Origin of the sequence: Polyangium spumosum (assembly GCF_009649845.1) — a bacterium.
Lineage (GTDB): Bacteria > Myxococcota_A > Polyangia > Polyangiales > Polyangiaceae > Polyangium > Polyangium spumosum.
The window spans coordinates 61311-83271 of sequence record NZ_WJIE01000014.1; the positions used below are offsets into that span (position 1 = coordinate 61311).

General features: G+C 69.5%; 18 protein-coding genes. 8 read left to right on the forward strand and 10 right to left on the reverse strand.

All coding sequences use genetic code 11. From position 1 onward, the window contains the following. The first annotated feature begins 35 nt into the window (after positions 1-35). A complete protein-coding gene (locus GF068_RS34035) occupies positions 36-2039 on the forward strand; it encodes a VWA domain-containing protein (RefSeq protein WP_170319844.1) in 2004 nt (667 codons plus the stop codon). Between the two features lies 1 nt (position 2040). On the opposite strand, the gene GF068_RS34040 is transcribed toward GF068_RS34035, so the two are convergent. Then, the gene (locus tag GF068_RS34040) at positions 2041-3393 is read right to left on the reverse strand and encodes an alkaline phosphatase family protein (RefSeq protein ID WP_153823700.1); all 1353 of its coding nucleotides are present in this window, start codon (positions 3391-3393) and stop codon (positions 2041-2043) included. 296 nt (positions 3394-3689) lie between these two features. On the opposite strand from GF068_RS34040, the gene GF068_RS34045 reads away from it, so the two are divergent. Beyond that, positions 3690-5300 carry a sigma 54-interacting transcriptional regulator gene (locus tag GF068_RS34045; RefSeq protein ID WP_338046686.1) on the forward strand — a complete coding sequence of 537 codons (1611 nt, stop codon included), beginning with the start codon at positions 3690-3692 and terminating at the stop codon, positions 5298-5300. Positions 5301-5353: 53 nt separating this feature from the next. Further along, positions 5354-6145: a patatin-like phospholipase family protein gene (locus GF068_RS34050; protein WP_153823702.1), complete on the forward strand. Its 792-nt coding sequence runs from the start codon at positions 5354-5356 to the stop codon at positions 6143-6145. 6 nt (positions 6146-6151) lie between these two features. Here the strand turns inward: GF068_RS34050 and GF068_RS34055 are convergent, their stop codons facing one another. Then, a complete protein-coding gene (locus tag GF068_RS34055; RefSeq protein WP_153823703.1) occupies positions 6152-6739 on the reverse strand; it encodes a PepSY-associated TM helix domain-containing protein in 588 nt (195 codons plus the stop codon). Further along, complete coding sequence (locus GF068_RS34060) at positions 6732-7442, reverse strand: molybdopterin-dependent oxidoreductase (protein ID WP_240807816.1); 711 nt, start codon at positions 7440-7442, stop codon at positions 6732-6734. Before GF068_RS34060 ends, GF068_RS34055 begins: the two co-directional genes overlap by 8 nt. Positions 7443-7652: 210 nt before the next feature. Between GF068_RS34060 and GF068_RS34065 the strand changes: the two genes are divergently transcribed. Further along, positions 7653-7865 (forward strand): KGG domain-containing protein, encoded by a 213-nt coding sequence (locus GF068_RS34065; protein WP_153823705.1) that lies wholly within the window; start codon positions 7653-7655, stop codon positions 7863-7865. Positions 7866-7924: 59 nt separating this feature from the next. Beyond that, positions 7925-8254, forward strand: coding sequence for a KGG domain-containing protein (locus GF068_RS34070; protein ID WP_211365420.1), 330 nt, complete (start codon positions 7925-7927; stop codon positions 8252-8254). Between the two features lie 86 nt (positions 8255-8340). Here GF068_RS34070 and GF068_RS34075 read toward each other — a convergent pair whose 3' ends face one another. Then, on the reverse strand, positions 8341-9885 hold the full coding sequence (locus GF068_RS34075; protein ID WP_153823707.1) for a deoxyribodipyrimidine photolyase: 1545 nt from the start codon (positions 9883-9885) through the stop codon (positions 8341-8343). Positions 9886-10108: 223 nt separating this feature from the next. Between GF068_RS34075 and GF068_RS34080 the strand changes: the two genes are divergently transcribed. Next, on the forward strand, positions 10109-12265 hold the full coding sequence (locus tag GF068_RS34080) for a S9 family peptidase (protein WP_153823708.1): 2157 nt from the start codon (positions 10109-10111) through the stop codon (positions 12263-12265). A gap of 69 nt (positions 12266-12334) precedes the next feature. Here the strand turns inward: GF068_RS34080 and GF068_RS47215 are convergent, their stop codons facing one another. Then, positions 12335-13795 (reverse strand): cellulase family glycosylhydrolase, encoded by a 1461-nt coding sequence (locus tag GF068_RS47215; protein ID WP_153823709.1) that lies wholly within the window; start codon positions 13793-13795, stop codon positions 12335-12337. Positions 13796-13881: 86 nt separating this feature from the next. Here GF068_RS47215 and GF068_RS34090 point away from each other — a divergent pair, with 86 nt between their 5' ends. Then, positions 13882-14343 (forward strand): RodZ family helix-turn-helix domain-containing protein, encoded by a 462-nt coding sequence (locus GF068_RS34090; protein WP_153823710.1) that lies wholly within the window; start codon positions 13882-13884, stop codon positions 14341-14343. A gap of 26 nt (positions 14344-14369) precedes the next feature. On the opposite strand, the gene GF068_RS34095 is transcribed toward GF068_RS34090, so the two are convergent. Beyond that, a complete protein-coding gene (locus GF068_RS34095; RefSeq protein ID WP_153823711.1) occupies positions 14370-15815 on the reverse strand; it encodes a vWA domain-containing protein in 1446 nt (481 codons plus the stop codon). A gap of 124 nt (positions 15816-15939) precedes the next feature. On the opposite strand from GF068_RS34095, the gene GF068_RS34100 reads away from it, so the two are divergent. Further along, positions 15940-16920 (forward strand): hypothetical protein, encoded by a 981-nt coding sequence (locus GF068_RS34100; protein ID WP_240807818.1) that lies wholly within the window; start codon positions 15940-15942, stop codon positions 16918-16920. A 3-nt stretch (positions 16921-16923) separates the two neighbouring features. Here GF068_RS34100 and lpdA read toward each other — a convergent pair whose 3' ends face one another. The 4 genes from lpdA to GF068_RS34120 form a co-directional block, all read right to left on the reverse strand. Beyond that, the gene (gene lpdA / locus GF068_RS34105; RefSeq protein ID WP_153823820.1) at positions 16924-18330 is read right to left on the reverse strand and encodes a dihydrolipoyl dehydrogenase; all 1407 of its coding nucleotides are present in this window, start codon (positions 18328-18330) and stop codon (positions 16924-16926) included. Between the two features lie 103 nt (positions 18331-18433). Then, positions 18434-19648, reverse strand: coding sequence for a thiamine pyrophosphate-dependent dehydrogenase E1 component subunit alpha (locus GF068_RS34110; protein ID WP_153823712.1), 1215 nt, complete (start codon positions 19646-19648; stop codon positions 18434-18436). Between the two features lie 47 nt (positions 19649-19695). Then, complete coding sequence (locus tag GF068_RS34115; RefSeq protein ID WP_153823713.1) at positions 19696-20532, reverse strand: hypothetical protein; 837 nt, start codon at positions 20530-20532, stop codon at positions 19696-19698. A 99-nt stretch (positions 20533-20631) separates the two neighbouring features. After that, a complete protein-coding gene (locus GF068_RS34120) occupies positions 20632-21876 on the reverse strand; it encodes a hypothetical protein (RefSeq protein ID WP_153823714.1) in 1245 nt (414 codons plus the stop codon). Between the last annotated feature and the right edge of the window lie 85 nt (positions 21877-21961).

Here is a 21961-nt window from a genome sequence, read left to right on the forward strand (position 1 = left end):
CGATGCGGCGTTCTCGATGTCGAGGCCCCATCACCATGCGGACCTCCCTCGCCTCGTACGCGCGCGCCGCCGCCGCCCTCGCCTCGATCCTGCTCTCCGCGAACGCCGCCGACGCGGACACGGTGCGTGGGACGCGGTCGGAAAAACTCGTGGAGAAGACCCACGTGATCGACCTCCGCATCGGCCATGGTCATGCCGACATGGTCGTGCGACGCACGGTGCACAATGGCGGCGCGCGGCACGATCAGGCGACGTTTTACATCGACCTGCCCGAGGGGGCCGTGGCCGTCGGGCTGCGCACGCTGGGGACGCTCGACGGCAAGCCGCACTGGTTCGACGGCGAATTGCTGGAGGCCGAGAAGGCCGCCGCGCGATACCGGGAGCTCACGGGCGTCGGCGGGTATTACCCGAAGGACCCGGCCCTGCTCTCGTGGCGGAGCCAGGACCTGCTCGCGCTCCAGGTCTTCCCCTGCCCGCCCGGCGAGCCCAAGACGATCGAATACACCTTGCGGCTGCCCACGCATTACCACGAAGGCCGCCACCACCTCGACCTCTCGGCCATGGGCACGGCGGAGCTGCCCGCCCAGGTCACCGTGACGCCCATGGAAAAAGGCGAGGCGCTCTTCGTCGGCGACAAGCGCGTCATGGCGCCGGCGTTCGTCACGCTGAAGGATTCGATCGACCTCTCGGTCGCGCCCGCGAGCGAAAAACCCCTCGAAGGCGCGCTCGCGTCGGTGGCGTTCGGCAAGCAGAAGAACGTGGTCCATTACCACATCGACGCGGCGCCCGCGCTCTCCCGCGTGCCCCGCGGCGCGCACGTGGTCGTCCTGATCGACGCCTCCCGATCGCTCGAACAGGAGCAGGTCGAGGCGGAGGTCGCCATGACGCGGGCCTACCTCTCCCATTTCCCGGACGCGCGCGCGGCCGTGCTCACGTTCGACCGCGTGGCGCGTGCGCCGAAGGGCGGGTTTGTCACGGTGCGCGAGGCGCTCGCCGGGCTCGATGGCTCGCAGATCGTCCTGAAAAACGGTAGCCACATCGACGAGGCGCTCGCCCGCGCCGACGCGCTGCTCGCGGCCCTGCCGAAGGGCACGCCGAAGCGGATCCTGGCGTTGACGGACACGCGCACGCGGCAGGAGCTCACGCCATCGCTGCTGCGGGGTCGGCTCTCGAAGAGCGGCGCGCTCCTGCACGTGGGCGTGGTGGGCTCCTCTTCGAGGACGACGCTCCAGCGGGACGACGCGCACGCCTGGGCGACCTTGACGCGCCCTTCGGGTGGGCTCGTCTGGCAGGCCTCGATCGATACGACGGACACGGGCGAGGCGCCCAAGACGACCTACGAGGAGCTCGCGCGCCCTCGGCAGATCGACCATTTCCAGGTGCACGCGCAGGGCATCGCCCCGGAGGACATCGCGTTTCCCGAGGTGCTCGCGGAGGGCGAGTCGTTCGAGGATCTGCGTTTGTCCGAGAAGCAGGTGCCGTTCGTCGAGGTGACGGGCGAGCTCTGGGCGACGCCCGTGCGCCGGGTGCTCGTCGCCGACGAGGCCGAAAATCGAAGGTGGGCGGGGCTCGTGTTCGGCTCGGATCTCCTCTATTCGATCGAAGAGGCGGACATGATGCCGCTCGCGATGATGGGGCGCGCCGTCTCGCCGGTGACGAGTTACCTCGCGATCGAGCCGGGCGTGCGCCCTTCGACCGAGGGGCTCGAGGAGTTCGGTGCGAGCGGCCAGGGCTTCGGGTCCGCGTTTGGCGGGATGGGGGGCGGGCACGCCGCGAAGCCGCTCCTCCTCGCGACGTTCGATAAACACGGGTTCTTGAAGGGCGAGCTCACGCGTGGGCTCGCGGCGTGCGGCGGAGAAGGGAAAAAGGCGACCGTCTGGCTCGAATCGACGCTCCAGGAGGTGGTCCTGGTGCGGGCGGAGATCGAGGAGGAGAAGGCGGGGTCGAAGCTCGTCACGTGCCTGGAGGAGGCGGCGTGGGAGATCGAGCTGCCGGGGGCGTTTTCGTCGAGCTGGCAGGGGTTTTCGATCAAGCTTTGAGCTATTGCAAGGCGGCGTGCCACATCGCCTGCCAGAGCTCCGGATAGGCGCTCGCGACGCGGGAGGGCGCGTGATCGCAGAGGGCGCGCGCGGCGAGGTCGAAGGCCCGCTCGCCGCAGGTCCGCGGCGTGAAGGAGCGCGTCCGCTTGCGGCCCGGCCGCGCGCGCGGGCTCGGCGGGACCGGCAGGGACGCGCGCGCCGCGCCGCGGTTCAAGACCGAAGAGACGCTGCCGATCCCCTGCTCGGCCCGACGCGCGACGTGCTCCGAATACGCCTCGCCGTGGCCGAATTTCTCGGCGAAAAGCTGCAGGATCGAGGTGTGGTCGAGCAGGCCGCCGTGGACCGTGCCCCGCTCGACGAGCGGCGAGACGACGATCGCGGGGACACGCACGCCCGTGGTTTCGAAGGCCCCGTCTCGAATGGCGGGCGGCGAGACGTGGTCGTAAAACCCGCCGTGCGAGGCGTACGTGACGATGAAGAGCGTGCGGGCGAAGCGCTCGGGGTTCGACGTGAGCGCCTCGTAGACCTGGAGCAAAAATCGCTCGCCCGGCGCCATGGGCAAGGGCGGGCGGTTGTCGTTCGGCGGGCGGCCGAGGTGGAAGGGCGCGTCGAAATAAGACGGCTCGATGTAAATCACCTGGGGGAACGTCTCGTCGGCCTCGGCGCGCACGTCCTCGCCGAGCCGCTCGGCCGAACGGAACCGATCACTCGCGACTTCGCCCAGCATCCAGGGGCAGAGGGTGAAAAAAGACAAACCATCGTGATAAACACGGTAGCGGACCCCCCGCTGCTTCATCCAGTCGAAGACGGTGTCGTGCAAGGGCAGGAGCCGTGGCGTGGTGTCCAAAAGCAGCGAATAACCGCACGTCGCCATGAGCCGGTTCGGCGCCACACCCGTCGGCAGCGGCGAGAACCAGCGGTCACAGACGGCGTAACTCTTCGCCAGGAAATTGGTGACCGGCGCGTCCGTCGCGCGCAGGAAGCCCATCGGCGAGGGCCGCGAGGAGCGGTGGGCGCCCTCCGCTTGTAAATATGCCCGCACGAATCCGTCCATCGCCCGCGCGCCCGAGGGCATCCGGCGGCCGAGCGAGGTCCGGACGGAATGGCGGTCGTCGGGCAGCTCGCCCGGCATTGCGCCGTCGCGCATCTCGAAGGGCTGGTGAACGCGCCCCTCGCAGGTGTTTTCGTATCGTGGATCCGAAAGCCGCCCGTCGATCGGCGTCCCCACGAGCCCCTCGAGCCGCCCTTCGTAGGGCCCACCGTCGAGGCTCAGGTGGCCGAGGACATGATCAAACGATCGGCTCTGCATCATCAGGACAACGATGGTGTCGATGTCCTCCAGTTTGTCGGCCACGGCCCCACCTCCAACTGGTAACGGGTACGTTTCGTCGAAATCGTGGACAGGGCTGCACGGGACATGCCAGAGCGAACGAACGGCGCGCGTGAGCTTCAATAGGGGCTCGACACACCGTCTGTTCTCCGCTAGGATCGTGGCCTACGACGGCCGTATCTCCGACATGTCGGCGGACATGTCGGTCGACACGTCTCTACGACGGCCGTATCTCCGACATGTCGGCGGACATGTCGGTCGACACGTCCGACGCCGGGCAAGGCTTGTCGCGGACCCGGTTTTCGTGGTATCAGAGGTATGTGTCCTCACAAGACGCGGAGCTCTCGACGATCGACGGACTGCAACCACCGTCGACGTACGCGCCGTACGGGGCGTTCGGGGCCGCCCGTGTCCCTGCGTTGACGATCGCCTGGCACCCGACACTCGAGCGGGTCGGTGATCGGGCGCTCTTGTCGATGAGCCCCGGCGGCAGCCCCATTCCTTTGTCACGGCTCGAACCGGATTTCTCGCCCCCCGGCTCGGCCACGGGGGAGCCGCTCGGCGACCCGCACGTGAGCCGCAAACCCATCCACCTGCTCAAGCTCGAAAACGATTACATCCGCATCGACACGCAGGGCAGCTCCACGCGGGTCGTCGCGAACGGAACCCCGCTCGAAGGCAGCCGCGACTTCAGTCCGCTGGACCTGGAGGCGGGCATCGTGCTGGAGCTCGCGAACCGCGTCGTGCTCCTCTTGCACCTCGACGAGCTGCGCCAGGAGACGGGCGAGGACCTCGGCCTCGTCGGCGCGAGCCACGGAATCGAGCGCGTTCGGCGCGAGATCCGGCGGCTCGCGAGCCTCGACGTGCCCGTGCTGATTCGCGGCGAGACCGGCACGGGAAAAGAGCTCGTCGCGCAGGCCCTGCATAACGCCGGGGTGCGGCGGAACCGGCCCTTCGTGGCCGTCAACATGGGCGCCATCCCCGCCGCGCTCGCCGCCGCCGAGCTCTTTGGCTCCGATCGAGGCGCCTTCACCGGCGCGGTCCGCAGCCACGCGGGTTATTTCGGCGCCGCGGAGGACGGGACGCTTTTCCTCGACGAGGTGGGCGAGATCCCGCTCGACGTGCAAGCGTCCCTGCTCCGCGCCCTCGACGTCGGCGAGGTCCAGCCGCTCGGGGCCGCGCGCGTGCGCGAGACGAACGCTCGTATCGTCGCCGCGACCGACGCCGACCTCGAGGTCAAGGTGCAATCGGGGATGTTCCGCGGCCCGCTCCTGCACCGCCTGGCGAGCTACGAGCTCGTGCTCCCGCCGCTACGGCAGCGGCGCGACGATATCGGGCGACTCTTTTTGCATTTCCTGCGGGTCGAGCTCGAGCGATTCGGAAAAACGGACCGGATCGGCGACCACGGCGGCAAGGTGCTGCCCACGTCGTTCATCGCCGCGCTCGTCCGGCACGATTGGCCCGGCAACGTGCGGCAGCTCCGGAACGTCGTCCGGCAGATCGTGCTCGGCAGCCACGACGCGGGCCCGCTCGACCCGGGGCCGGCGCTCGCGTCGCTGATGTCGTCGTCGCCGACGCCGCCCGGCGGGGGCGCGGGAGGTCAAGGCGAGTCGAGCGCTTCGGCGGCGAAGGAGCCGCCCATTTCGCTGCGCCGCAAGCCGAGCGAGGTGAGCGAGGAGGAGCTCCTGGAGGCGCTGCGCGTCTGCGATTTCGACGTCAAAGCGACGGCCGAGCGGCTCGGGATCTCGCGGACGTCGCTCTACGCGCTGGTCGAGGACAACCCGAAGGTGCGGCGCGCGAGCGACCTCGATCGGGAGGAGATCCTGCGCGTCTTGCGAGAATGCGACGGGAACGTCGAGCTGACGGCGAGGCGCCTCGAGGTGTCGAAGGTGGCGCTGCAGCGGCGCATCAGCGAGCTCAAGATCGCCTGATCACCCGATCGACGGACGCGCGCGCCGCAGTTTTCGGCTAGGATACGCCGCGCATGTCGTCCGCCTCGGCCGCCCCCCACGCCTCGGTTCGTCCCACGCCCACGCTGCGCGAGTGGCTCCACGAGGGCCCTTTTTCGATGGGCCTCTCCTCGGGCTTCTTCGGGTTCTTCGCGCACGCCGGGGTGATGACCGTGCTCGAGGACGAGGGGCTCTCGCCCGCGCGGGTCTCGGGCTCGAGCGCGGGCGCGCTCGTGGGCGGGATCTGGGCGGCGGGGGCGAGCGCCGTGACGATCCGCGACGAACTCTTGCGCCTGAAACGCGAAGATTTCTGGGACATGCGGCCCGGGCCGGGGCTGCTCGCGGGCAAACTCTTCCGGGCGCGGCTCGAAGCGCTGCTGCCCGTGCGGACGTTCGATCGTTGCCGCGTGCCGCTTGCGGTGAGCGTATACGACGTGTTTTCGCGAAAGACGCGGGTCCTCGCCGAGGGGCCGCTCGCGCCCGCCATTCAGGCGTCGTGCACGGTGCCCGGCCTGTTTCATCCGGTCTGGCACGAGGGGCGCCCGCTGCTCGACGGCGGCATCCTCGACCGGCACGGGCTCGCCGGAATGCCCCCGGGCGAGCGGCTCTTGTATCACCACCTCGCGTCGCGCTCGCCGTGGCGAAAGGTGAACAGCCCTTCCCTGAAGGTGCCCGAGCGAGGCGGAATGGCCGCGCTCGTCATCGAATCCTTGCCGCGCGTGGGCCCCTTCCGCCTGCCCGAGGGCGCGCGGGCCTTCGACATCGCGGCGCGGGCGACGCGAGACGCGCTCGCGCGTCCCGTCGTGGTCCAGGATCGAACGAGCTGAAATGATTCAGGGGCCGCCCGAGAGCACCACGTACGCAATCGGGACCGCCGCGCCGACGAGCACGAAGATCCCGCCGCGGCCGATCAGGCCCTTCCGGCCGGGAAGCATGAACATGCCCGAAAACGCGAGCAAGAGGAGCAGGACCGCGTACCCGTCGGCCACGTAGGTCCACGCCTTCTTGCCGCGGTTCAGATGCAGCCAGTTCGCCAGGCGCAGGAAAAACCTCGGCTCTTGCCCCTCGTCGAGCACCTTGCCGGTCTGCGTGTCCACGTGCAGCGTGCGCCGGTCGAGCGTGATCTCGAGCTCCGTCGGCGTCGCGCGGTAGACGTCGCTCGGTTTGTCCCCGATGTTCAGCTTTTGAAGGACACGCTCGGCGACGGCCTGATCGTCGCCTTCGAGGGGCCCTCCGAGCTCGTGGGTGAACTCGTGATTCTTGAAATTCGGGTCCCAGTCCGCGATGTGATTCACCGCGAGGCCGGAGGCGGCGTAGACGAGGGTGAGCCCGACCGCGAGGTTGCCCGCGTCGCGGTGGACCGTGCGGAGCAGGCCGCGGGGCGAGAAGCGGCGCCGGGGCTCGGGCGCGCCCTCAGCCATAACGCTCCTCGGTCCAGGGATCGGCGTGGTTGTGGTAGCCGCGCGTCTCCCAGTAGCCGGGCCTGTCGGTCCGGACGAACCGGATGCCCGTCACCCATTTCGCGCTCTTCCAGAAGTAGAGATCGGGCACGAGGGCGCGCGCCGGCGGGCCATGCGGGCGCGTGAGCGGCTTTCCCTCGTGCTTGTGCGCGATGAGCACGCTCGGCGCCGTGGCCTCGGCCAAGCGCACGTTGGCCGTGTAGCCGTTCGCCGCCTCGAAAATGACGTGGCGCACCGTGTCACGCACCTTGGCCATCCTGGCGAGCTCGGCGACCTTGACGCCCGTAAAACGAGCGCCGAGCACGCTCCAGCCCGTGACGCAGTGGACGTCGCACGTCTGCTCGGTCTGCGGCAGGGCGAGCAGGGCCGCAAAATCGAGGTCGAGGGGGTTATCGACGTCGCCGTGGACGCGGAGGCGGAAGGCCGAAGGGCTCGGGTCGCCGGGCTCGCCGCCCATCGGCTTCAAGGCGTCGAGGATACGCTGGCCGGGCGGCAGGCGCGGCCGTCCGTCGGGCCGGAGCTGCTTGGCCCGCGGATCATCGGTGGCGGCGAGAACGTAGGTGCCGCCGCCGAGCGCGAGGAACGTGGTGCCGGCCGCGGCGGCGCGCAGGAAGGCGCGGCGGCGGATCGCATTTTCAAGCGCGGAGAAATCGTCCTTCGGCATGGGGAGCCTCCTCGGATCGAGCCGACTCATCGTAGCGCTCTACGTGCGAGCGTCGAGGCGGTTTCATCGGCGCGGCGAGATCTCTCGGCGAGGGCTTTGCGGCGAGCGGAGCCCTCCCCGCACGGGCCCGTCGCGAGCCCCCTCCACGGCCCCCCCATTGACACCCAGGTCTGCCGGAGAATGTTCGGCGTGTAGCTGGGAGGGAACTGCATGCCAGAGCGCAAAGACGAACCGGGCAAAGGTCAGATGACCGTCGAGGAGGCAGGCCGGAAAGGCGGCCACATCGGCGGCGAACACACCCGGGACAAGTATGGCCCCGAGTTCTACTCCGAAATCGGCCACAAGGGCGGCCAGCGCGTCCGCGAGCTCATCGAGGAAGGCAAGCAGAGCGAAGGCGAGGGCGGCCAGGGCCAGAAACGGTAGCCAAGCAGCGACGAGCGCGGGCTCGCCGCGCGATTGCCAGAAACGAAGAGGAGATGACCATGGCGGAGAAAAAAGAGCAATCCGGTAAGGGTCAAATGACCGTCGAGGAGGCCGGACGGCTGGGCGGTGAGGCCCGCAAGGAAGAGCTCGGCTCCGAAGGTTATGCCGAGATCGGACGCAAGGGCGGCGAGACCGTGCGCGAGAAGTACGGCCCCGAGTTTTACTCCGAGATCGGGCACAAGGGCGGGCAGAAGGGCGGCGAGACCGTTCGCGACAAGTACGGGCCCGAGTTCTACTCCGAGATCGGACACAAGGGCGGTCAGCGCGTGAAGGAGCTGATCGAAGAAGGCAAGCAGTCCGAGGGCGAGGGCGGAGGCGAGAAGAAGTAGATCTTCGCGCGTCCGCGCAGCGGCGCGTCGAAACAAGAACAACCGAGGGCCGGGGCGGATAAAGGAACTTCCTCCCGGCCCTCTCCTCATTTGCGCTTGCCATGACGTTTGTCGGGGCGCGCGCTCGCCTCGGGGCCGCCGAACTCGACGAGGTAGCGCTCGAGGTCGATTTTTTTCAAGGTATTGGCCGAGCTCATGTAGCGGACCGTGCCATAAATGGGCCGCTCCGGGGCCCAGGGGCGGTCGTAGCGGCCGAACGTCCAGAGGATGCCCGAATACGAGTTCGGGTCGCGGCCGTCGAGCGCGTACTTGTCGTTGAGCTCGATCAGGGCGGCGAGGGCCTCACGCGGGGAGCGGGTCCATTCGAGCACGCGTTTGCCCCAGAGCATACGCAGGTAGTTGTGGATGCGGCCGTCCCGCAAGAGCTCGCGTTGCGCCGCGTTCCAGAGGGGATCGGCCGTGCGCGCGCCCTCGAGCTCGGCGAGGGAATAGATCGCCGGGCGGGGGTCGGGTTCGTGATCGGCGAGGGTCTTCTGGGCCCAGTCGGGGAGGGACTCGAACCGCTTCGCGTCGTCCGGCCGCAGGGCGCAGAGGTTCAGGCCGATCTCGCGCCAGGTGACGAGCTCGTCGAGGAAGGACGCGGCAGGCGCGCTCATGCCCCAGAAGCCCTCGCGCTTGCCGCCGGCGGGTTTGGTCTTTTTTTCGGACCAGCCCTCGAGCCGCTCGAGCTCGGCGAAGACCTCGTGCACGGAGACGTGGCCCAAATGCAGATAAGGCGAGAGGCCGCTCGTCGCGCGGGCGTCGGGGTCGTTGCGCTCGGCGTCGTAACGGATGAGGTTCACCCGGAGGAAATGGGCGAGCGCGGCGCGGCCGGCCTCGGGGCCGCCCGGGATGCGGGTGACGACGGGGACCGCGTGATCGATCGGGAGCGCGGCGAGCGCGGCAGGCGAGGCCGAGAGGAGCTCGGGGGAGGCCATGGGCCAGCGCGTGAGGACATCCCGCGGGAGGAGCTCTTTCGAAGGCGCCGGGAGGGCCGCGGCGAGCGGATCGGCGAGCGGGCGATGGCGCAGGTGTGGGAGGAGGTTTTTCTGGAGATACGCGCGGAACGAGAATGCGGTGGTGAAGACACGATCGGGGGCGTGGATGGGCAAGAGGCCGTTCGAATCGACCTGCTCGAAGCGGACGGGGATCTGCTTCGCGGCGGCGGCGATCATGCGGGGCAGGAAAAACGTGGGATAGTCGTCGGTGACGACGAGGCACGCGCGGCCGGCGAGCGCGGCGACGAGGCCTTTGCCCGCCCCGGGCCGAGGTTCGACGTAGGCGTGGTGGACGACGCCGGCCGCGGCGAGGCGGCGGGCATTGTCGGCCATGCCCCGGAGGACGAACGCGTGGAGACGATCACTCGCGTGGAGGTAACCGACGCGCAGGGCTTCGAGGACGACGAGGGGGCGGCCGAGGGCACGCGCCCACGCAGCGGCGCGCTCGAGGCCGAAGTTGAAATGGGTGCGCCGCGCCGCCGTCATCCAGTAGAGCACGAAATCGCCGTCGGGCCGGAGGTCACGGTCGTTCGCCAGGCGCACGCGATCCGAGGGGACGCAGCTTTCGCGGAGGAGGAGGTCGGGGTTCGTCATGGCCAGGTCCGGACGAGCTTCCCCTAAGCCAGGACCGCCGACTGGCAAGACCTCCGGCCGCAAGTTCTCGACAACGTTGCACAAATTACTTTGATCTCAAACGGAAATTTTCCCGAGCGATGTTCTGAACGGCCGGCCGATTTTTGGAGTATGAAAGCGCCGTTCACACGCACCCGGGGGGAGCGTCCACCACGGGGTACACACGCACGAAGGAGTTTTCCCGATGGTACTCGCGAAGAAGATCGGCCTGTCGTTCGTCCTTTCGCTGCTCGTCGGCGTCGCCGCTTGCGCGGAGACGACGGAGTTTCCGCCGCCCGAGACGCCGCCGCCCCCGCCGCCGGGGGGCACGGCCGACGCGACGCCGCCCCCGGCCGCCGCGCCCGCGACGAAGGCGCCAGCCGCGCCGCGGGTGGATACGTCGCTCATCCCGCGCGACGTGCTCTTCGGCAACCCGGACCGCGCGAGCCCGCAGCTCAGCCACGACGGCAAGCAGATCTCGTTCCTCGCGCCCGTGGACGGGGTCCTGAACGTGTGGGTGGGCCCGGCCGACGATCCCTCGAAGGCCAAGCCCGTGACGGCCGACAAGGTGCGCGGGATCCGCCGGTATTTCTGGGCCTACACGAACGACCACGTGCTCTACGTGCAGGACAAGGGCGGCGACGAGAACTGGCACGTCTACGCGGTCGACCTGAAGAAGGGCGAGACGAAGGACCTCACGCCGATCGACGGGATCGCCGCGCGCATCGAGGGCGTGTCGTCGAAGATCCCGGGCGAGGTGCTCGTCGGGATGAACGACCGCGACAAGAAGGTGCACAACATCTACCGGATCAACATCAAGACCGGGGACAAGAAGCTCGTCTTCAAGAACGAGGGCAACTTCGCGGGTGTCCTCGCGGACGACGATTTCAAGGTGCGCCTGGCGATGCGAAAGGCGCCCGACGGCGGCGACGTGTTCATCGACCCGTCCGCGAAGCCGAAGGAGAAGGGCAAGGACCCGGAGCCGTACCTGACCGTGCCCTTCGAGGACGCGGAGACGACGAACCCGGTGGGCTTCGACGCGACGGGCAAGACGCTCTACCTGGTCGACAGCCGCGGGCGGAACACGGCGGCGCTCTTCGAGGTCGATTTCGCGTCGAAGAAGCCGAAGCTGCTCGTCGAGCACCCGAAGGCGGACGTGCAGCGCTTCATGGGCCACCCGAAGACCGGGAAGGTCCAGGCGGCGGCGGCGGTCTACGAGAGGCCGACGTGGCAGGCGGTCGACAAGTCGATCCAGCCGGACCTGGAGCTGCTCGGCAAGCTCGGCGAGGGGGAGATCATGGTGCTCAGCCGGACGCTCGACGACAAGCGCTGGCTCGTGGCGCTCGTGCCCTCGGACGGGCCGGTGAAGTATTACCGGTACGACCGCGACAAGAAGAAGACGGAGTTCCTGTTCTCGAACCTGAAGGCGCTCGAAGGCAAGCCGCTCGCGAAGATGCACCCCGTGGTGATCAAGGCGCGCGACGGGCTCGAGCTCGTGAGTTATTTGACGCTGCCGAAGGCGTCGGATCCGGACGGGGACGCGCGCCCTGACAAACCGTTGTCGATGGTGCTCCTCGTGCACGGCGGGCCGTGGGCGCGGGACAACTGGGGCCTGAACCCGATGCACCAGTGGCTGGCGAACCGCGGGTATGCGGTGCTCAGCGTGAACTACCGGGGCTCGACCGGGTTCGGGAAGAAGTTCCTGAACGCGGCGAACAACGAGTGGGCCGGCAAGATGCACGACGACCTGATCGACGCGGTGAAATGGTCGGTGGACTCGAAGGTCGCCGATCCCGCGAAGGTGGCGATCATGGGCGGGAGCTACGGCGGGTACGCGACGCTCGTGGGGCTGACGTTCACGCCGGACCAGTTCGCCTGCGGCGTGGACATCGTGGGGCCGTCGAACCTGAAGACGCTGCTCGCGACGATCCCGCCGTACTGGGCGCCGATGGTGGCGACGTTCCACAAGCGAATGGGCGATCCGAACACGCCCGAAGGCGCGAAGCAGCTCGAGGCGCGGAGCCCGCTCTCGCACGTGGACAAGATCAAGAAGCCGCTGCTCATCGGGCAGGGCGCGAACGATCCGCGCGTGAAGCAGGCGGAGAGTGATCAGATCGTGAAGGCGATGCAGGCGAAGAACATCCCTGTGACGTACGTGCTGTATCCGGACGAGGGGCACGGGTTCGCGCGGCCGGAGAACCGGATGAGCTTCAATGCCGTGGCGGAGACGTTCCTGGCGCAATGCCTGGGCGGGCCGATCGAGCCGGTGGGCGACGATTTCAAGGGATCGAGCCTGCAGGTGCCGGCGGGCGCGGATCAGGTGTACGGGATTCAGGAAGCGCTGCAGAGCGTGAAGAAGTAGGACCTCACCCCCAAACCCCCTCTCCCGCCCGCGGGAGAGGGGGATTTTGTTTGCCTGCTGCGTCTTGTTTCAGCGCGGGACGACCGAGAGTTCGACGCGGGTCTGGCCCGCGGAAGGGCGGACGAGCAAGAGTCCGGGGCGCGTGGTGTCGACGCAGCCGTTCGAGAGCTCGACGCGGTAGCCCTCGGGGTAACTCCGCTCGGGGACGACGATCTCGGTGACGCCGTCCTCCACGGGCGCGTCGTAGGCGAGGACGAACCGGCGCGCAGCGGCGTCATGGCGGAACGACGGCGCCTCGCCGGCGACGGCGCGGGGATAGGGGCGCACGAGGGCCGTGGTCATGGCCGTGACCTCCTGGCCTTCGTAATCGACGAGGGAGAGGTCCTCCTCGTTCCAGCCCTCCTTCGAATCGCTGTACTCCCAGTACGTGAAATGGAGGGCGTTTTCGTCCATGGCGTCGTAGAGGCCCGTGACGAACTCGCCGAGGTTCTCGATTTCCCAGGACGCGCCCGACTCGCCGACGAGGACGGGCATGTTCCATTCGCGGCCCTTGTCGGCCCATCTCGCCATCGCGTCCGCCGCATTCGAAGGAGACGGGACGCCGCCGAAGAGCGCGACATAGTCGTACCAGTGCGGGGCGAAGACGAGGCCCTCGCCTTCCGGTTTGTCGAGGTACGTGAAGGCGCCGATGGCGTCGGTGCCGGTGGCGTCGAAGAAGACGAGCGCCGTCGGGTCCTTCGCCCGGATCAGGGCGGCCATTTCGGTGTAGAATGGCGTGAGGACGGTCTTCTCCCAGGTCTTCAGGTCGGCGGTGCCCTGGTGGGGCTCGTTGATGGGCTCGTAGCCGAGGACGCCCGGGCGGCCCGCGTGGCGGGCGGCGACGCGCTCCCAGAGCGCGCGATACGCCGTGCGGGCGCCATGTTCGTCGGACCAGAACGCGTCGAACGCGGCGCGCACGTCCTCGTCCTGGGAGTATTTGATGAACCAGTCGGGGCAATCGTGGCGCGGCTCGGGGTTCGGCCCGGGGACGGTCCAGCCAGGGAAGCCGCTGCCGCAGTAGATGTCAGAATAGATGTCCTGGTGGAAATCGATGATCGTCCAGATGCGGCGTTTCCAGGCGCCGTCGAGCAGGGCGTCGTACCGAGCGAGGAAGGTCTCGTCGTCCATGCCCGGCGTGGGCTCGACGGCGGCCCAGACAAACGGGACGCGGAGCGCGGAGACACCAAAGGAGGCAGCGCGATCGAGGTACCGATCGAGCGCCTCCTGGAAGCCAGCCTCGGTGGGCTCGAAATCGAAGGGGACGAAGGGCGCGAACTTGCTGCGGCCGCCCGCGTTGACGCCACGAAGGAAGACGACGCGGCCGAGGGCATCACGAAGGAGGGCGCCGTCGGTCACGAGGCGATGATCTTCGGGCGCAGGGAGCGCAATCTCGCAACGAGGCGCGTCGGGGAGCGCGGCCGGCGGGTCGGTCGAGCCACAAGCGAGGAGGAGCGAGGTCGAGAGGGCGAGGAGAAGGCGAAAGCGTTGCACGGAGAGGATGGTAGCGGCGCGGCGTGGGGGATGTCACGGCGCGTGATGGTCACGGGCCGGGCGGTTCTGCTAAGCTCGTGGTCCCTATGCGTCTCCTCGGTTCGATCGCGGCGATCCTGGTCCTCTCGGCCTGCAATGGCGGCGCGCAGCCGCCCGACGCCCCCACGGGGACGGGCAACACGTCGGAGGCGACGCCGAGCGGAACGCCGTCGGCCACCACGCCCGAGCAAGCGGCGAAGCCCCCGGCCCCGACGACCACGACGCCCCTCGCGAACCCGCCGACCACGGTGGGAGGGACCCCGGCCCCGACGGTGAACCCGACGAACGAAGCAGCCGCAGCCTCGCCGACGCAGCCGAGCGGGTCGTGCGGAGGCAGGACGTGCGGCGCCGGCGAGTCGTGCGCGTCGTATTACGGGATCGCAGGGCCACGCGGGCCGATGTTCCACGAGTGCGTCGTCCGCTGCCGGCGCGGCGAACCCAACGACGGATGCCCGTCCGGAAAGAAGTGTTTCACCGTGGCAGATGGTCCGGGCGACGTTTGTCGCTGAATACCATTCTCAGCCGGTGAGCGCGGTCAATCCTCGATCGCGCCGAGCAACGTGCGCAGGACCTCGGCCTGCGCGCCGAGCGCGGGGTCGCGGCTCGATCGGGAGAGGGCGGCGAGGGAGTCAGCCTGGAGGGTGACGACGGGGCGGAGGCCGCCGAGGTCGTCGAAGCGGCTGCCCTGGAAGATGCGGCCGAGCCTCCGGACCATGGCGAGCGCCGAGGCATACGCGATGACGTCGCCATGCCGCGCGCTGGCGATGCGCTCGACGTCGTCGTCGTAACGAGCATGGATGGTGCGCGTGGCCGTATGCCAGGTGCCCGTGGCCGCATCACGGTAACGCGCCGAGACGGTGATCTCGCAGGGCTCGCCCGGGACCCACACGGGCATGGCGACGCGGGCGATCTCGGTGCGCGCTTCACCCGCGTAGAGGTCGCCGAGCAGGAGGCGATCGCGATCGAGCGCGAGCGCCGCGAGCCCACCCGAGACCTCGAGGACACGGACGGGCGCAGGGACGGAGTGCACGGTGAGCTCGACGTCCTCGAGCACGACGTCGCCAGGCGGAGGGACGAGCTCCGCGACGGCGTCCTCGCGATCGGCGAAGCTGCCGCCCGCGTAGACGTCGTCGCCGAGGGGCGCGAGGTGCGAGGCGTCGAGGCGATCGGGCGTGCCGACGGCCGAGATGCGCACGCCCGCGCGGCGAAGCGTGGCGACCTCGTTCGCGAGCCGAAGGCCCGCCTGCGCGACGCCGATGCCATCACTCAAGACGAGGACCTGCCCCGCGGGAGGGAGGGCACCACCTTCGGCGACCTTCACGCCGACGAACCCTCGCGCGAGGGCGAGCGCGCCCGCGAGGTCGCGCGTGTTCGCGACGGCCGCGCCGCCACGAGGGCGCTCGAGGACACGCGTGATCGCGCCGTCGAGCAAGGTGCGATGCGAGCCAGGCAAGGCAGGGACGACGACACGCGGGCCGGAGGCGTCGATGATGGCGACGCGATCCCTGTTCCCGAGGTCGTCGAGGGCGACACGCGCGAGGGGCGCGGTGTTGGGGTTTCGGCCGTCGAGCACGATGGCGAGGCGGCGAGGCTCGCGCACGGAGGGTTTGGCGGCGGGGAACGCGTCGGCCGGGGCGATGGCGTCGATGCGGAGGAGGACCTCCCCGCCCCAGCTCGGGACGAGCGAGTCGCTCGATCGAACGACGACGGCGAGGCCGCGGCCCTGGAGGGCGACGGGGCTCGAGGTCTTGCGCCAGATGCCGTCCTTGGGGACGAGGAAGCCCGTGGGCGGGGTCCACGGGTCGTTCGGGCTGCGACGAACGACGGGCTTGGGTTGCTCGGTGGCGTCCATGAACTCGACGCCGTTCGCGGTGATGACGGAGGCGCCGCGGCGGCCGCCGGAAGGCGCGAAGACGACCTGGCCGTCGCGGGTGAGCGCGGGACGCGCACAAGCAGACAGGAAGGCCGCAAAAGCCCCCACGAAGGCACCCAGGAACCGGCCCGCTCGCCCGCCGATGCGCATCAGGGTCCATGTAGGATACGCCAAGCCAGGCGAAAAGGGGTGAACGAGCACGTCGTGACCGCGATGACACGGCGCTCCGTTCATGGCAAAAGCCGGCGCGATGGAGAAGGCGACGGCGAGCTTCCGCATCGGCGCGGACGAAAACGGCCTCGGGCCTCGGCTCGGGCCGATGCTGGTCACGGCGGTGATGGCGCGGGTGACCGAGGAGGGCGCGGCGATCGTGGGGCGGAAGCCACGAGGAGGCCTGGCCGAGCGGCTGGGGGACTCGAAGGCGATGGTGGCCTACGGCGACGTGGGGCTCGCGGAGGCGTGGGCGCGCGCGCTGGTGGAGCGAGGCGGAGGGCGCGCGGCGGCGGCCACGAACCCGGACGAGCTCGCGCACGCGATCACGAGCGAGGACCGGGCAGAGCTACGCGCGATGTGTCCGCCGCACGTGGAGGCGCAGTGCTGGGGAGCGACGGGCGAGGCGTTCACGGCGCCCGCGGAGCTCGTGGGGATGATCCACAAGGACCTCGATCGGCTGGAGAAGAAGGGCGTGACGATCGTGTCCGTGCGGAGCGAGGTGCTCTGCGCGAAGCGGCTGAACGACGGGCTCGCGGCGGGGAAGAACCGGTTCGTGATGGACCTGCACGCGATGGAGCGGCTCATCCTGTTGATGCGGAAGGACGCAGGCGAGGACGTGCGCGCGGTCTGCGGGAAGGTGGGCGGGTTCGGGAAGTACGGCGGCGCGTTCGGGCCGCTCGGGGGGCGGATGCACGTGGTGCTGGAGGAGTCGCGGGCGAGGAGCGCGTACCACTTCCCCGGGGTCGGAGAGATCGCGTTCGTGCGGGATGGCGACGCGACGGATCTGCTCGTCGCGCTCTCGTCGATGGTGGGCAAGTGGATGCGCGAGATCCTGATGGGGAGGATCGTGCGGCATTACCAGGCGATCGTGCCGGATCTGCGCGGGGCGAGCGGCTACCACGATCCGGTGACGGCGGCCTTCGTGGAGGCGACACGCGTCACGCGGAAGAAGCAGCGGGTGCCGGAGGAGTGCTTCGAGCGGAGAGGGGCGGAGGGCTGAAGCTCAGCGGTTGACGATGTGGACCGCGGCGCCCATCGCGTGCGCCGCCGCTTCCATGAACGCCTCGCCGAGCGTCGGGTGCGGGTGGATCGTGAGCGCGAGGTCCTCGGCGAACGCGGCCATCTCGAGCGCGAGCGCGCCCTCGCTGATCATCGTGCTCGCCTCGGGGCCGACGATGTGCACGCCGAGCACCTGCTTCGTCTTCTTGTCGGTCACGACCTTCACGAAGCCGTCGGTCTCCATCATCGCCATCGCCTTGCCGAGCGCGGCGAACGGGAACTTGCCGACCGTGACCTCGATGCCCTTCGCCTGCGCCTCCTCGGCCGTCAGGCCCGCGGTCGCGATCTCGGGGTCGGTGAAGATCGCGCCCGGGATGCAAGCCCAGTCCTTCGCCGCCTTGTGGCCCGCGATGACCTCCGCGATGATCTCACCCTCCTTCGAGGCCTTGTGCGCGAGCATGGGCGGGCCCGAGAGGTCGCCGATGGAGTAGATCGAAGGCACGTTCGTCCGGCCGAACTCGTCCGCCGGGACGAACCCACGCTTGTCGACGTTCACGCCCACGTTCTCGAGGCCGATGCCGCGCGAGTTCGGGCGCATGCCGACCGCGACGAGGACCATGTCCGTGACGATCGTCTCGGGCTTGCCCTCGATGTCGATCTTCACGGCGAGCGAGCCGTCGGCCTGCTTCTCGTAGCCCATGGCCTTGGCGTTCTTGTAGATCTTGCCGCCGCGCTTCTGGATGCGGCGCTCGACGACCTTCACGCAGTCCTGATCGACGCCCGTGAGCAGCGTCGGCAGCGCCTCGACGACGACGAGCTCGGCGCCGAAGGCCTGGTAGACCATGCCGAGCTCGAGCCCGATCACGCCGCCGCCGATGACGAGCATCCGCTTCGGGACCTCACGCAGGCTGACGGCCTCCTTCGCGCCGATGATCTGCTTGCCGTCGAACTTGAAGCTCGGGATCTCGATGGTCGACGAGCCCGTCGCGAGCACGATGCCCTTCGTCGCCTCGATCGTCTCGACCGAGCCGTCGGCCTTCGTCACCTCGACGCGGTTCGGCGAGACGATCTTCGCCGTGCCGGCCATGAGGTCGGCGCCGTTCGACTTGAGCAGGCCTCGCACGCCGCCCGTGAGGCGCTTGACGATGCCCTCTTTCCAGTCCTGCATCGCGTTCGGGTCGTGCTCGACCGAGCCGACCTTGATGCCCATCGTGCCCATCGAGTGCATCTTCTCGTAGGTGTGGGCCGCGGCGATGAGCGCCTTCGACGGGATGCAGCCCCAGTTGAGGCAGACGCCGCCGACCTCTTCCTTCTCGATGCAGAGGGTCTTTTGCTTGAGCTGGCCGAGCCGAATCGCGCAGACGTAGCCGCCGGGGCCGCCGCCGATGACGATCGCGTCGTAGGTCTTCATCATCCGATTCTCCATTCTAGAACGCGGGCCGACAGCCCCCGACGGGCGCGGATTACCATGTCGCGAGAGAGGTGGGGTCGGAAAAAGAGGCCGACCAGGGGGGTCAGTGCCCGCGGCCGCTCGCGACGCCGGGGGGTTTGGGGGGGCTCTCGGGCCCCCCCGTCGCAAACGGCGGGCTGGAGAGGACCTCGGCCCTTTGTTCGGCCAGGTGCCACGGCAGCTCGGCGTAGACGTCGTCGAAGAGCGTCTCGCGCGCGGGCGGGCCGAGCGCCTCGACCTCCTGGATCGCCGCGCTGATCTCGGCCATGAGCCCCTCCTCCATCGCCGCCTCTTCAGCCTCGTCGAGCAGGCCGCGTTGCACGAGGTGGCGGCGCAGGCGCGCGATCGGGTCGCGCTGCGCCCACATGTCGACCTCCTCCTGCGAGCGGTACCGCGTGGGATCGTCGCTCGAAGAGTGCGCGCCCATGCGGTAGGTCACGCTCTCGATGAACGTGGGCCCGCCGCCGCTCCGCGCGCGCGCGACGGCGTCGCCGACCACGCGATGGAGCGCGAGCACGTCGTTGCCGTCCACGCGCACCGAAGGGACGCCGTACGCGCGGCCCTTCACCGCGAACGTGGCCGACGCCGTCTGCCGGGCCGAAGGGACGCTGATCGCCCAGTGGTTGTTTTGACAAACCAGGACGCAGGGGACCTTGAAGACGCCCGCGAAGTTCAGCGCGTTGTGGAAATCGGGCTCGCTCGTGCCGCCGTCGCCGACGAAGCCGACGACGACGGCTTTGTCCTTGCGCATCTTGGCGGCCCAGGCGGCGCCGACGGCGTGCGGGAGCTGCGTCGCCATGCAGCTCGACCAGGCGACCTGGTTCACGGCGCGGCCGCTCATGTGCGAGGGCATCTGCCGGCCCTTGAGGACGTCGCCGGCGTTGCCGAAATACTGGGCGATGTAGGCGCGGAGCGGGAAGCCTCGCACGAGCATGATGGCGCTCTCGCGCAGGGCGGGGAACACCCAGTCGTCACGCTCGAGCACGAGGCCCGTGGCGATGGACGTTGCCTCCTGGCCGCGACACTCGCCCGCGAAGTGGACGCGGCCCTGGCGCTGCAGGAGCATCATGCGCGTGTCGATGAGGCGCACGCGCTTCATCTCGCGGTAGGCGCGGAGCAGCACGTGCGGGGCGAGGGCCGGATCGGTCTCGGGATCGGCGCTGCCGTCGTCACGCAGCACGCGGAAGAGCCCCAGATCCGGAGCCTCGTCGGCGCGGGGAGCCGGCGCCTCGGGCGCCTGCGAGGCCACCCGTCGGGCCTCGACGTCGTGTTCGTGCATGCGGGCAAACCTAGCGCGAAACGGCCCAGGTGTAGAGGGTCAACACCTCAAGGGCTGCAGAACCCGTACGTCGTCGTCCCCGGGAGCGGGTTGCACGTCTGGCCCGTGGGGCAGCCGCCCGAGCCCGGCGCGAGGTTCTGCGCGCCGTCGACGAGGCAGGTGTAGCGGCAAATCTGGGCCTCGCAGCGCTGGTTCGCGCCGCAGTCGTTGAGGTCGTCGCAGGCCTCGCCCTCCGCGACGCCCGCGCCCGCGAGGGGCGCGCAGAGCGAGAGGTCCTGGTTGACGATGCTCAGGCGGCACTGGTGCCCGTCGGGGCACTCTTTCCCGTCGAAGAGCGTGCAGGACTTGGCGAAGTTGCAGAGCCAGAGCCGGCTCTGCCCGTACGAGCGGTAGACGTTGCACTGGGCGCTGCCGCAGAACTGCTCGGGCGCGCTCTGGCAGCAGATCGGCGAGCAGAAGCCGAAGACGCAATAGAGGCCGACGCCGCATTCGCCGAGGCCCGAAGGGGTCTGCGTGCAGGGCGCGCCGACGCCCTTGATGCCCGCGCCGCCCTCGCAGACCGTGGCCGTCCCGTCGAGGCTCGGCCGGCAGGACGCGTTCGGGTCTTCGCAGTCCTGCGCGAGCAGATTGCAGTCGACCTCGGGGACGTCGCTGTAATCGGTGCACGTGGGCGTGCCGCCGGCGCCCGTCGACGAGGTGGTCATGCCGCCCGCGCCGCCGATACCACCGACGCCACCCGCGCCACCCGCGCCGCCCGCGCCGCCGACGCCCCCCGTGCCCGCCGTGCCGCTCGGGTCGTTGTCGCCGTCCGTGCCCGGACAACCCAGGAAAAGCCCAGCCGAGAGCGAGACGAGGACGAGAGAAAGCAAGCGGATCGGCGACATGCCGCGACGATACCACGAGCCACGTCGAGGCTTCGAAAAGGAAGAGGCCGCAGCAAACCCGCCGCGGCCTCGTCCACGCGCGTCAGCGCAAGCGAGGGATCAGGGCATGCCGCCCATGCCGCCCGCGCCGCCCATGCCGCCGGCACCACCAGCGCCGCCCATGCCACCAGCGCCGCCCATGCCACCGGCGCCGCCCATGCCGCCGCCGCCGCCCATGCCGCCGCCGCCGCCCATTCCGCCAGCGCCGCCAGCGCCGCCAGCGCCGCCGCCGCCGAGCGCGCCGAGCGGGTAGTCGGCGTCGATGCAGTACTTGCCGTGCACCGTGTCGGTGCAGGTCAGGCCGTTCTGCGCGTTGCCGCAATCCATCTGGCCACCCATGTCGCACTTGGGCATCGGCAGGCAGTAACCGACGTTGGCCGGGTTGCCCTGGATGATGCCCCAGCACCAGAAGTCGGGGGCGACGCAGTCCTCGTGCGAGGTGCAGCTATTCGTGCAGAACCCGAGGTCGCCGGGGCCCGTGCAGTTGGTGTCGGGGCCGGGGGTGCAGCCCTGGACGACCGGCGAGAGGACACAAAGGCCGTTCTCGAGGCCGCCGCAATCACCGGCGTTCAGGGAGCCGCCGAGGGTGCAGAGGCCCGAGCAGAAGCCCTTCATCTCCGAGAGGCCGCCGATACACGAGCCATTGCCACACTCGTCCGGGGCCGCCGTCGGATTGCAGAGCGCGCCGAAATCCTTGCCGGGCGTGATGTCGGTGACGCAGACGCCCCGCGCGAGATCGCAGATGCGGCCCTCGCCGCAGGCCTCGTCGTTCAAACACGCGGGGGAGCAGACGTCGCCGGCCGAGAGCCGGACGCAGCCGAGCTCCTCGCGGCCCTGGCACTTGAAGGGATCGAGCGGGTCGGCGAGGGACTGGAGCGGAGGATTGCCGACCTCGCACGAGGCGAGGCAACGACCCTCGGCCGCGTTGCCGCCCGCGCCCTTGTAACAGATGGTGCCGACGCCCGGGCAATCGCCGCTCTTCTGGCAGGGCTTGCTGCAGTAACCGCCCTGCGGGCCGCCGCCGAAGACCGGGTCGTCCTTGTCCGCCAGGTAGCAGGTGCCAGGGGCGCACTCGGCGTCGGTCGTACAAGGCAAGGCGAGCCAATCGCCCGAATCGACCGTGCCACCCGTGCCGCTGCTGCCCACGGCGCCGGTGCCGCCCGTGCCGCCGCCAGCGCCGCCCTCACCGGCCGTCCCGCCGCTGCCGCCGGTCCCGCTGCTGTCTCCGCAGCCCACGCTGTTGACCGTGAGCCCGAGGCTCAATCCAAGGGTCGCGAAGACCCACCATGCGCTCTTCATGTTCATCGGCCGCCTCCACGCGAACGAAAAGAAAGACCAGGCCACCCGCGTGACGGGCAGCAAACCTCGCCTTCCAGAAGGCCGAATCATA